The organism is Schaalia vaccimaxillae DSM 15804 (genome assembly GCF_000420425.1).
Taxonomy (GTDB): Bacteria; Actinomycetota; Actinomycetes; order Actinomycetales; family Actinomycetaceae; genus Pauljensenia; species Pauljensenia vaccimaxillae.
Map to the genome: position 1 here is coordinate 124,457 of NZ_ATUX01000008.1, position 11,797 is coordinate 136,253.

Annotated in this window: 11 protein-coding genes; 5 read left to right on the forward strand and 6 right to left on the reverse strand. The window is 56.0% G+C overall.

Going from position 1 to position 11,797, the window contains the following annotated elements; genetic code table 11:
• Positions 1–2: 2 nt before the first annotated feature.
• From G439_RS12205 to G439_RS0107490, 3 genes are read right to left on the reverse strand one after another with little or no spacing between them, the layout of a single operon-like run.
• Positions 3–1,799 (reverse strand): prevent-host-death protein, encoded by a 1,797-nt coding sequence (locus tag G439_RS12205; RefSeq protein WP_022868563.1) that lies wholly within the window; start codon positions 1,797–1,799, stop codon positions 3–5.
• Entirely contained in the window at positions 1,796–2,122 is a 327-nt protein-coding gene (locus G439_RS0107485; protein ID WP_022868564.1) for a type VII secretion target, read from the reverse strand. Before G439_RS0107485 ends, G439_RS12205 begins: the two co-directional genes overlap by 4 nt.
• A gap of 5 nt (positions 2,123–2,127) precedes the next feature.
• Positions 2,128–2,514, reverse strand: a complete 387-nt coding sequence (locus tag G439_RS0107490) for a YbaB/EbfC family nucleoid-associated protein (RefSeq protein ID WP_022868565.1) — start codon at positions 2,512–2,514, stop codon at positions 2,128–2,130.
• A 107-nt stretch (positions 2,515–2,621) separates the two neighbouring features.
• Between G439_RS0107490 and G439_RS0107495 the strand changes: the two genes are divergently transcribed.
• The 5 genes from G439_RS0107495 to disA are packed head-to-tail and all read left to right on the forward strand — an operon-like array spanning position 2,622 to position 8,325.
• Positions 2,622–3,995 carry a hypothetical protein gene (locus tag G439_RS0107495; protein WP_131333584.1) on the forward strand — a complete coding sequence of 458 codons (1,374 nt, stop codon included), beginning with the start codon at positions 2,622–2,624 and terminating at the stop codon, positions 3,993–3,995.
• A 2-nt stretch (positions 3,996–3,997) separates the two neighbouring features.
• Positions 3,998–4,288, forward strand: a complete 291-nt coding sequence (locus G439_RS0107500) for a hypothetical protein (protein WP_022868567.1) — start codon at positions 3,998–4,000, stop codon at positions 4,286–4,288.
• Entirely contained in the window at positions 4,285–5,775 is a 1,491-nt protein-coding gene (locus G439_RS0107505; protein WP_022868568.1) for a hypothetical protein, read from the forward strand. The genes G439_RS0107500 and G439_RS0107505 overlap by 4 nt, the downstream gene beginning before the upstream one ends.
• A gap of 56 nt (positions 5,776–5,831) precedes the next feature.
• Positions 5,832–7,211 (forward strand): DNA repair protein RadA, encoded by a 1,380-nt coding sequence (radA, locus tag G439_RS0107510; RefSeq protein ID WP_022868569.1) that lies wholly within the window; start codon positions 5,832–5,834, stop codon positions 7,209–7,211.
• Positions 7,212–7,254: 43 nt separating this feature from the next.
• On the forward strand, positions 7,255–8,325 hold the full coding sequence (gene disA, locus G439_RS0107515; protein WP_022868570.1) for a DNA integrity scanning diadenylate cyclase DisA: 1,071 nt from the start codon (positions 7,255–7,257) through the stop codon (positions 8,323–8,325).
• 28 nt (positions 8,326–8,353) lie between these two features.
• On the opposite strand, the gene G439_RS11540 is transcribed toward disA, so the two are convergent.
• The 3 genes from G439_RS11540 to folK form a co-directional block, all read right to left on the reverse strand.
• Complete coding sequence (locus tag G439_RS11540; protein ID WP_022868571.1) at positions 8,354–9,073, reverse strand: hypothetical protein; 720 nt, start codon at positions 9,071–9,073, stop codon at positions 8,354–8,356.
• A gap of 98 nt (positions 9,074–9,171) precedes the next feature.
• Positions 9,172–9,654 carry a DUF3180 family protein gene (locus tag G439_RS0107525; RefSeq protein ID WP_022868572.1) on the reverse strand — a complete coding sequence of 161 codons (483 nt, stop codon included), beginning with the start codon at positions 9,652–9,654 and terminating at the stop codon, positions 9,172–9,174.
• Positions 9,651–11,795, reverse strand: a complete 2,145-nt coding sequence (gene folK, locus G439_RS12210; protein ID WP_022868573.1) for a 2-amino-4-hydroxy-6-hydroxymethyldihydropteridine diphosphokinase — start codon at positions 11,793–11,795, stop codon at positions 9,651–9,653. Before folK ends, G439_RS0107525 begins: the two co-directional genes overlap by 4 nt.
• Positions 11,796–11,797: the final 2 nt, after the last annotated feature.

Sequence of the window (11,797 nt, forward strand, 5' to 3'; positions counted from 1 at the left end):
CATCAAAATAGGAAAGGAATCATCCTGCCAGACACTGGATCGAAGACAGAGTGAACCTTCCATTTTCCATTCGGCATATGCTCGGTAATAAATCCCCTGGTTCCTGGAACGGTATTAGGATATTGCGCTCCTGGTTGTCTTACGCCTTCCCATTCCGAGTGGATCTTATCGACACCCCCCGTGACGCCTGTGCCAGTGTAAGGATCGCGGTATCCGCTAACACCGGGAGCACTTCCTGGCGCGCGAGGATGAGAATTTGGTGCCTGAACATCAGAAATAGCGCCAGCATCGGGATGGATTGGAGGTCCATAAGTCAAACTAGAGGATGTGTTTGCTCCTCCATCAATCTCTACGTGGAGTGAGTACGCTCTTTCGTGAGCATTCGGGAAGGGGTTGTAACCTGTCCCAGATTGATCTGCGTAGCGCAATCCCATATTTGTGTATATGTCGGTAGGCGTTCCTGGCGTTGGATCCCAATGATGTCCAGGGGCAGTTGAGAAACCGCGCAGACTTACCGTCCCAGTTTCCGCCGAATAGAAACTGGACATATCGAAGTCGCGTCCCAGGACGGCCTTGACGCGCCAGTCTCCTTCTCCCTGAAGATGCGGGTTTAAAGCTAGAACAGCGCGTTGGTGTTGTGGAGATAGGTCTTCAAAGTGACTATGGAGTAACGCTTTGGCCTGTTCAACTGAGAGGTCTTCAAGACCGCAAGCTTGTAGAATCTTCTCTTTATTCGACCCAGATAAGGCTTCTGAGAGTTGGTCGAGTCCCGACTTCTGGTCCTGGAATATGCGTACTTGTTCGAGTGCTTGAGCTCGAAGATCCTGATACCTGATGTTGTTCCATAAGAGGCCAGCATCATGAGAGACACTTTGATAGACCCTAGAGCCCAGATCTTTTGCATCCGCGTAGAAGTTACCAGCGGCTTCCTTCGCATCGAGATACTTGGTACCAGCCTTATGACCAGCTGCTGCACCGACATTCTCGAGAATTTCATCAAAACGCTTCTTGCCGGCTTGGACAAAGTCGACACCTCTTGAAATCCTGGGGAATTTCTGGCGCAACGCCGACTTGAACCCCGCCAGAATCTCATCGAGTTTGTTGAGCAGTTTCTTGAGAGCTTCGAAGGATGAGATCAGGTCGTCAATTTTCTTGCCCATGGTGGCACCCCATGTGGCCACCCTGCGGGAAACATCGCAGATGACCTTAGGGACGAGCACGCCGAGCGAAGCGACGGCCTCAATGATCGCCGATCCAAGAGTTCCTATAATCTCTCCAAGCGCATCGCGGACTAGGTCGTGAACGATCTGGACTAGTTCGGCTGCAACAGACACCGCCGATCCGAATCCTGATGCAGCACCACCGAGTGCGACGAGGCCGTCGGTGAGTAGTTTCTGAGCAGCCCGGTATTGTTCAACAGTCATACCACTCATCTTCGCGGTAGCGGCTACAACTTTGTCAGCAATCTGAGTGGCGCATTGGTCGAGGTAATTTCCGATATTACCCCAGGTCGCGCCAATTCCACGGACTTCAGCTGCGTCTCCAGTCAGGTCGTTCAACCAGCCTTTGAGCGGCTCAAGATGGTCGAGCAACCATGATGCGCCCCAAGAAATAATCGTGCCAAGCGGATCCATGAAGAAACCGACGGTGTCACCGACCAGTGCCACCGTGTTAAGCCCTCCAGATATCCACGAGCCTGATGAAAAATCAGATGCAAGGCCATGGAGATCCTCGATCGCTCCAAGTCCTGAACTCCACGTCGTGGTATCGATAGACCCGACAACTTCTGGGCCGCTCATGAGCCAAGCTCCGCAATCACCGATTCGATAGTTTGCTTGAGCTGCGTTTCAGTCTCTTCGAAAGAGTCTGCAGTCTCGATGAGTTGATCGGACACGTTACGTTCGGCATTTACAAAATCGCTGATTTGCGTTGCCAAAGTATCGATTCGCCCTTGAACAAGGGGCGCCATCCACATAAACATCAATCCGAAAGCTCCACCAGACACCATGCCTGTGGTGGAGTCTGCCGTTACCCTAGCTGAATCGATCTCAGACGCTGCAGTTCTAATCTCAGTCGCATGACTTCTCAGACCAGAAGTCGAGATTTCAAATCCGTTGCTCATCGCAACTACCTTCCAAGACTCTCAAGGTTTGCCTTGAAGGTCGTTAGCAATTCTTTGGTTGTGGCCGTGCCCTGACCGAAGGTTTCTACCGTCTGCTGCGAGACTTTTTCTGCCATCGTTCGGGAAGCTTGCCCGTAGGCCTCCATAATTGCAGCTTCGACACCGGCAGGGTTGTACTGCAAAACAGCCTCGGTCAATTTGAGCGATATCAAGCGTCCAGCAGCATCAACTTCGACAGATACTTCACGGCGCCGATCCGTTCCCGTTGCACGGGCGTTGTCAATCATCGAAGAAAATCGCTGCGCAGCCTCTGCTCTCTGTTCAGCTTGCGCGACTTGTTCCCTGATTTTTTGACGCATTTGTTCCGGATCATCACCCCAGAGTTCTGACATGGAAACGACCTTACCGATTGGTTACTTAGTGAGGCAATACCGTTCGAGTGTCGAGCAATTTTTCACCGGGACATCGGTTCAACCGAGGCAAGGTTTAGGCTCGTTTCATGGGCTCCATTCCTCTGAGGCAAGTACTCAATCCAGATCGTGTCGATCTATACCGGTCGAACAGATGCGTAGGTGGCTTTAGCTACACAGCGATCCAAGGTTTTGTCCATCACCGGCGCGACACCTGGCAGGCGACTCCACAAGAGTTATGGGCGTTGGTGCGACCGGATCACCCCGGCATCGATAATGCTCCTACCCAAATGCCCTCAGATTCTTTCTGGGTTATCGATTTTGAGCTTGATGACGATTCTCTGGCCCTCATGAGCCCTTCCACCGCTGATGAAGAGCGTGGGATTACGCCAGAACGATTCGCTGAACCCTGGCTCGGCACTGGCGTTGCGGCATCCACGGGCGACGCCCTCGTGCGCGAATATATTCTGCTCTCTCCATTGGAGATGCTGCCCGGCGCTGTCATTAGTGAAGTTGATTCCAACGGCGCACTTTCTCCCGTCGCCTCACTGTCGATCGTGGGCACGGGGGAACGGCGCTGGATTGACATGGATGGCAATTCCATTGCCAGTCCAGACCAGAGTTCCGCTCTTCATCGCCTATTCGTTAACACTGGCGGGTGGACTCCGGCCGCAGCTTTGGGCCCCGAACATGTTCTCATCCTGGGTTCAGATGAACGCACCGTTCGCCTGCGCACTGCGCTTCCGGGAGTCGTCGGCCCCTCAGGTATTTTGATGTCTGGCGGATCGCCAGATGCTGGTTGGGCTATCGTTCAAGGCTCGCATGTTCGCAGGCTATGGATGACAACCATGGCAAATTTTGGCGGCTTACCAGTCACAGTTGTGTACGCTACTCCAACTCCGCAGGGAACGATCGCCGGAGTCACATGGGTTGGGCGACCGTACCCAACCATGGCTCAGCATGGATTCTGGGGCGATCAGTACTCGGGTTTCCACGCTGAAGTACCCTGGGACATTCTCACCGATTTCAGAGACGTACCTGTGGAAATTCCTATCGTGAGCGACGCTCAAATCGAGGCTTCACCAGACCCGGTAACGTCAGCGGGAACCAGCCTCTGGGCTTCCGAATACCTGATGGTGGATTCGGGCTATATCACCGCTGTTGTTGACGTGGACAGCACAATGGCGCTGGTGCCCGACTTCCGGTCGGCAAATATCATGTATCCGGGTAACGGTGGAATCTCACGAATCGACCGCCGTCACACACTTGTCGATTTAGCTCCCTTGAATCCGCGGCGGGTTGAGGTTGCAACCAGTGGCCACCTGATCGATGGAGAAAACGTCGTAGTGGTCGGCAGCAACGATCACGACCTCTTAATTTCAGACGGCCCTGATTCGCCGTTGAGAAGTCTTGCCCGCGAGTCCGTCATGGACTTATCCGACCGCATTATCCCGAGGACTTGAGAATGGATTCTTCGCTTCCTCCCTCGCAAAACCACCAACCCACTACCAAGAAGAAGAAATTTCCTTGGCTTGGTCTGCTGACTTTTCTCGCTCTGGTTCTCGGGATTGTCCTCGGGCTTGTCTTCCTAGCGAATATGTCTCCAACGCTCGCTTCGCGCACCGTGTACAGAACGTTCTTCCTACTGGTGCTGGCCCCACCAATCCTGGTATTTGCCGTCGGGCTGTATTTAGAGTCCAGGAAGAATTCTCAGCATGCTCAAAACCTTCTTAAACAAGGGGATCCCAGTCAATGACATTGCTGGATCGGCTTCAACGTCTGGCAGGCCGAGTTCTGCCCGAAGAACCCCACTTTGGCATGCCGATCGCTCCACCACGGTTCGTTCAGATTCTGACGGCTACACGAGCTTCAGCTTATTTAGTAGGACGAACGATTTCCGGCTTCCTTCCTCATCATGTTCAAGGAGTCTTCTTACGGGCTGACCATTTAGGCCCAACCCCGAATCCTGCGTCCTTACGTAGACAGGTAGCTGGCCTGTGGAAGGATGCTTCTGGTGTTGACGTTGACTTAAGCAATCCCGATGGGTCAATGTTGATTCTGCAGTTTGATGTTGACGATGACTCTGATCTTGTCACTCTTCCTCGTGAAGTCTTTGTCAAAACCAGGAACGCAAACCCCACATCAACAACGTCTTTCACCTCGTGGTACCGATCCCATAAGCCGCTCCACTTGCTGCCTGGAGCAACGATTGCCCAACTCCATCCCGATGGTTCACGAACTCAACTCGCTCGACTAGAGATCACAGAGGCAGGAGACTGGTCGTGGCTGAGAATCAAAAGTCCTTTTGTCACCGAGCTCGCCACCTTGTCCTCGTTTCATCAGATGTTCAACGCAAAGGATGAAGCGGATGGCATTGCATGGCACCATCACTTCGTTGACGTCAAAGGATGGGTACCTGTTCAGGATCTCGATGCCCGTCGTTCAATGGTAGTGGCGTCAGACCGCAGAGTCTTAAGGTTGCGGCTAGCTAATCAAGCGGAGCAGTCTGGAGTGTGTCCCGAAGGCGCGTGGGTACTGGTCGACAGAAGTCGACTCAACAACCTTTTCATGACGACGCAGGCTGTTTTCAATGATGTTGACGTAACGGTCCAGTCGATGCGTCCGAGTTCTTCGGGTGAATGGCTGGTGGGTGTTGTTTCGACTGACGGCTGGACACCGAAGATCAATCCTGACGAATGGTCTGGTGATGAAATTGGCGGCTTTCATGCAGAAACGACACTGAACGAACTTGACCACGTGCGGGTCGATCAAAAACTCACAGGTCCAAGCCTTTCCCCTCTTCCTTTCCCTGTTGCGGACATCAAACCGAATGTTGCCAGGACTCCCAACTGGGTCAGGGATTTTTTGGTAGATCGAGCGGGCGCTGTCTTTCCGGTGGATGTCGATCCTACAACCGGTGTCATCAGCGCAGTTGCTCCGGACCCTCGGGCGGCTGACATCATGTTTCCTGGTCACGGTCGTGTAATCAATGCAGAACGCAGCGGAACTCGGGTTGAAATGCCTGCTGCGATGGGGCGCCTCGTGCAGGCACATACTCGCGCTTCCCTATTCGATAAGCCCTCTCTGTTCCCGTACATCATTGGCGAGGACGGTCTAAGGTACCGCTACCGCAATGCTCCGAAAGATCCCAGCGTTGATCCCATGTCGATGCCTCCGCGCGCTGTGGAATATCGCGCTGTAGGTACTCAGATTGATTCTTTAGTTGATCCTGGCACTTGGTGACCGGGTTTTAGCGCCCGGCGTACGCAGATGCGGGTGGGCACCGATACGGTTAAGTCATGGCGAAGGATAAGACGGTTTATCGGTGCACTGAATGCGGCTGGACTAATCCCAAGTGGGTGGGGCAGTGCCGCGAATGCCAGGCATGGGGATCAATGGACGAGGGCGGATCGTCGTCTTCATCCCATGGGATGCCAACAGCCGTCCAGCCGCGCCAGGCCGCTGTCCCTATTGCGCAAGTGGATGCTGGCCAGGCTCAGTCCAGACCAACGGGTGTCGGCGAACTTGACAGGGTTCTCGGTGGCGGCATTGTGCCGGGCGCAGTAGTCCTATTGGCTGGTGAGCCCGGGGTGGGCAAGTCGACGCTGCTTTTGGACGTGGCTGCCCGGGCAGCCCGTCAGGCACGCGAGTCAGACCTTGGCGGTCCGGTCCTATACGTCACCGGCGAAGAGTCCTCGTCTCAGGTGAAGTCTCGCGCTGAACGTATTGGTGCGGTTGATGACAACCTACTGTTGGCTGATGACAATGACTTAGGCACGATCTTGGGGCATGTGGAGACCGCCTCGCCCTCGTTGTTGATTGTTGATTCGGTGCAGACCGTCCAGTCGGCTCAAGTCGAGGGCGGGGCTGGCGGTGTCGCCCAGGTGCGCGCCGTGGCAGCAGGCCTCATCCGCATTGCCAAGGAGCGCAACTTGCCGGTCCTCTTGGTTGGTCATGTCACCAAGGACGGTGGGATTGCTGGTCCGCGCGTTTTAGAGCACCTGGTTGATGCTGTCTGTCAGTTCGAGGGCGAGCGCCACGCCCGTCTGCGGCTGCTGCGGGCAGTGAAGAATCGTTACGGTCCCACAGATGAGGTGGGGTGTTTTGAACTGATGGATTCGGGCATTCGAGGCTTAGCCGACCCATCTGGACTGTTCCTTTCCCAGACTTCTAAGGATGTTCCGGGGTCCTGCGTGACTGTTTCTTTGGAGGGGCGTCGCCCCATGCCCACCGAAATTCAGGCACTTGTCGCCCCTTCGGGAGGCGGGTCTGCTCGCCGCACCACGTCGGGTGTCGATCATTCGCGAGTCTCCATGTTGCTGGCAGTTTTACAGGCACGTTTGGGCGCGGATTGTTCTGATTTAGACGTGTATGTGTCCACCGTTGGGGGTGCCAAAACCTCGGAGCCTGCCGTAGACCTGGCGATGGCTATTTCGATCCTGTCGGCTTTGAAAGGGCGGGCACCTCGCTCATCAATGGTGGCAATGGGAGAGATTGGTTTAACCGGCGAGGTTCGTGCTTGCACTGGAATTCAGCGACGTCTGATGGAAGCTGCTCGCTTGGGTTTCACTCATGCGATCGTTCCTGCTCAAGGTTCCGAAGAATTAAAAGGCGTGGACGGTATTAACGTGTTCACCGTCTCGAACCTGGACACAGCGATGCGCGTCGCTCTGCCGTAAACTCGAAATTGTTCAGCGGGTTTTTTCAGGAGAGAGACCAACGATGACCACCGATGAGGCGACACTGCGCGAAGCCCTCCAGGCCGTAGCCCCCGGAACGGCGCTGCGTGAGGGGCTTGAACGTATTCAACGTTCTCACACGGGTGCGCTCATTGTGCTGGGATACACCCCCGAAGTTGAGGAGCTGTGCTCAGGCGGCTTCGACCTGGACGTTCCTTTCACAGCGTCTCGTCTGCGTGAACTGTGCAAAATGGACGGTGCCGTCGTCCTCGACATTGAAAATTGGCGAATTCGTAAAGCCAATGTCCAACTTTTGCCCGACCCCACCATTCCCACGGACGAATCGGGAATGCGTCATCGCACGGCCCAACGCACAGCCCGGCAGACTCACCTGCCGGTCCTGTCCCTATCTGCCTCCATGCGGATGATTTCGGTCTACGTGGGAACTCACCACCGCCTCGTCGAAGAACCCGAGGCCCTGCTGTCTCGCGCCAACTTGGCTGTGGATACCCTGGATCGTTACAGCCAACGCCTTGATGAAGTTTTGCAGACTCTCACTGTGTTGGAAATTCGCGATTCAGCAACCGTACGTGACGTCGCCACCGTGATGCAGCGTATGGAAATGATTCGCCGCATCACTTCAGAAATCAACGGTTACTTGGAAGAACTCGGTTCCGAGGGACGCCTCCTAGCTCTGCAAGTCGATGACCTCATCCGCGGGTCCGCGTCCGAAAGAGCCTTGGTGTTGCGTGACTACGTGCAACAAACAGCTGATGTCGCTAAGGCGGAGTTGCAGCTATCAGAATTGTCGGGAGAAAAGATTGTTGACTTGTCAGCGATCGCCAACGTCATGGGACTTAACGTATTCGAAGTCGCTGACCTGGACCGTGACATCCAGCCGCGCGGCTTCCGAGCTCTCTCACTAGTCCCCCATTTGCCGTGGAGCGTCATTAAAGAGGTCTCCGCACATTGGGCGTCGTTAACGGAGCTGCGCAATGCAACCGTGGATGAGCTTCAAGCAATCGAGGGCATCGGGCCGTATCGCGCCAAGCTGATCTTCGAGAATCTCAAGCACCAGGAACAGATGGCAGCCAACGGCATCGTCGGGTGGTGAGCCGCTAACTAGAACGCCCAGCGCCTGGCTATTCCTCAGGGGCTGGCTCATCGATGACGAAGACCATTTCCTCGCCTGTCATCACCGACTTAACCACCAGTTGCCCCCGGTAGGTTCCAGCCTCTGCGTTGGGAGCTCCACCGTCGGGCGTGGAGCATCCGTCCTCATAGACTTTGCCGTCCCACGCGATCGAACCCGACCATTCACGCCCTGGGCTCAAAAGCAATTTCTTGGACTTCCACGCAAGTTGATCGGTGCACTGAGCCGAGTCATAGACCAGTTGATCGCCGGTACGAACGCTCAGATTCAGACTTTCTAACGTGGTCAAACAGGCTGTCTTGCCACTGTTATGAACCGTCACGTTAAAACTCTGTTCGCTACCAACCAAGCCATTAATCGCACTCGACGAATAAGACAGGTCCGCTTGAAGACATTCGGGTTGGCGCACCTGGCCGGTCGCATCGTCAAGAATGCCGTCTCGCGTCAATTCCTCACTGCTCTCAAGTTCATATCCGGACGAGTCCTGGCGCGGGCCAGACTGAGGACTGACTACAGCCGACTGCGTGCCAAACTCCCCTGCCGACGAGGGCGCGGCCTCGTCGGCGTTGGAACCAAAAAGGGCGGCAACGATGGACCAGATCAGCCACACGATCAACGCGATGATCAGCACAAGACCCGTGCCGGTAATGATGCGTCGGGGCCAAAGGTTCTTCTGCGGGCGTCGAGGAGCGGACTTCTTGGTGGGCATTCTTAGAAACTACCGTCCAGGGTAAAAGTGGTAAAAGAGGGCACGCTGCATGCAGCAGGTTCAGTCTAAGTGCGGCCACTGACTCATGCGCACGCCCTTTAAGCCGGCGAGGCCGTAGGGGTCTGACCGCCGGCGTCTTGATCGTCGTCGGGTTCGAGAGTGCACCAACGTTCCACGACCACACCCACCGAGGTCAGCACACCCGCTGCCACGGCCGCTAAACCTGCAGCTAAAGCGTTTTGCAGCATCGCTGCGGCATCCATGCGCATTAGACAAGCCACAGCGATGCCAAGAAGCCCCCCACACATCAGAGCTCCCACTGCACAGGAGGCCCGAGCCGCAGCAGCAACGCGGGCCGCGGCAAGGGCTGTCATCCACGTGTCCTTATCGGAGCGGAAACGGCGCACATGAAGCCCTGCCCACCACAGCGTTCCAGCGATACACAGCATGAGAACTGCGAGGAACGGCGTAATGATGACAGGCGACCCGCCGACAGTGATCATCATGAAAGTCACTACCGCCGAGATCGCTCCTGTCGCGACTCCGATTCCGGCCAAGCCAAGCAGCGAGATCGGCTTCATGGCGTTGAATCTGAATTCTTTGTAATAGGCAGCTGACCGGTGGTGGTCGGACGAATGACTGCTTTACGCAGGATTCCGGTCGAGGTGATTTCGTCGTCGTTCAGCGGCCCGATGGGAGTGCCTTCGGGCAGCTGAGGATCCAGAATGGAGCGGCGCGGAGTCAGTGATTCGTGAGTGTCATTCTTGCCGTGCTCAACCGAAACATCGGACGGTGCCGCAGGTATCAGCGACGTAGCCGACGAGCTGGGAGCGACCTCGTCAACAATTCGGACCGAGGACCTCGAGAAGTTCCACTGCGGTAAGCGAGGCGACCGCTGACTGCGACCCTCGGATCGATTCGGCGTGGAAGCGGCAGGATTATGTTTGGTTCCGTGGGTGCCAGAGCCGGTAATGGATTCCCATTGCGGGGCGGTGAGTAGGCGTTCGGGAATATCTGCTCGATGCACGGGCGCCGGTGTTGTTTCACCTGCAGTTGCCAAAGCTGCTTGGCTTTGCGTGGTGTCGATGTTCAGTGGCAACCAGCGAGGACGAGGCGCCGCCTGGGCTTCATCCGAGTTCTCACCTTCAGGGGAAGCCTCGGTCTCAAGAGAATCCAGGTCCCCGTGGGAGTCCTGATTCCCAGGGGAATTGGGAGCGAGGTCCTGGGGGATCGACATTTCGACGTCGTTATCAGTGCTGAAGGATTGGGCGTCGTTATCAGTGACCGCGTGCGTCTTATCTACCCCATCGGAAGGCTCGAGCTCCGGCTTTTCAGTGTCGCCGACTGGTTCGGTCTGCGAATCAGACACCGCAGGTGTTGCCGCCCACTTGCTCCAGAGTTTGCGCCAGACAATATCCGAGCCATCGTCAACGGGCGCAAGCCCAGTCTTAGAGGCTTCTGGCACGAGGTCGAGGCGGCTCGGACCGCTAACAGGCTGAGACGAGAGAGTTTGCGCGGCCGTATCAGCTTCGGCAACATCAGCCTCATCAGCGGCCAGTTCTTCAGTAGAAGAATCTTCAACGCAGGCATCCGCGTCGGCCTCGTGTTGCTGGCTGGCCAGATATTCATCCGATTCAGCGACCACTGTTTCAGGGTCTTCTAACCAATCGGCAACCGCATCGATGATTCCGTCACGGTCAGGAGTCAACTGCAGCAGATCGCCAACCTTGCCTTTGCCTTCAAGGACAGCATCAGGATCTGCCATCATCCAGGGAGCCAGGACGAAGGCACGTTGGCGAACACGAGGATGAGGCAATGTCAGCGACGGCTCGTCACTGACCACGCCCTCAATTTGAATGATGTCAATGTCGATGGTGCGCGGACCCCAGCGTTCGTCGCGGACGCGGCCAAGGGAGTGTTCAATCTGGCTGGTCAACCCCAGAAGTTCCTCGGGGCTCAGCGTCGTGCGAATGAGGACAACGCTATTCCAGTAGTCATCTTGAGCATCTTGGCCAGCCGCAAGCACCGGTCGGGTGCGCAGCAGCGGCGAGACCTCATCAACTCTGATGCCCGAAGTTTCAATCAGTAGTGACACTGCCTGCATCAAAGTCGATGGCACATCACCAACATTGCCCCCAAGGGCGAGGACCGCGCAGCGTTCTTCAGGCTGCGGATCTTCCACCGGCTTGGATTCGGTGTCAGGCACTAAAGATTGAGGCGCATGGGGGTTGTCCCCCTCGGTGGATGCAGACTCGCTTTCGCCAATTCTGGCTGGCACGTCAAAGATGTCTTCAGTCGCCGCGCTCTTGTGAGATAGGCAGAGGGCCTCGTCCTCGACACGAGGCTGATCGCCGATAACGCCTCGTCGCACAGTCACAGAAACGTCAGCAAACACCTGGCTGATCGGCGCTTTCGGTTTATGAACCGTGACCTCCACGCCCACGGTGTGGCGATGCTCCATCAAGCGATCAGCAATGGTGTGAGCCAGAGTCTCAATAAGCCGGACAGAACGGCCCGTCAGAATCTCAACAACCTCGTCAGCAACCTGCGCGTAGGACACGGTGTCATTAATGTCGTCGGTGGCCGCTGCAAGCGAGGCATCCAGCCACATGGACACGTCAACGCAGAAAGGCTGCTTCGAAGTCTGTTCTTCGCGTAGAACCCCGTGCACGCCGTCCGCCGTTAAACCGCGCAGCGTGATGACATCAAGCCGTTTGCCCACGC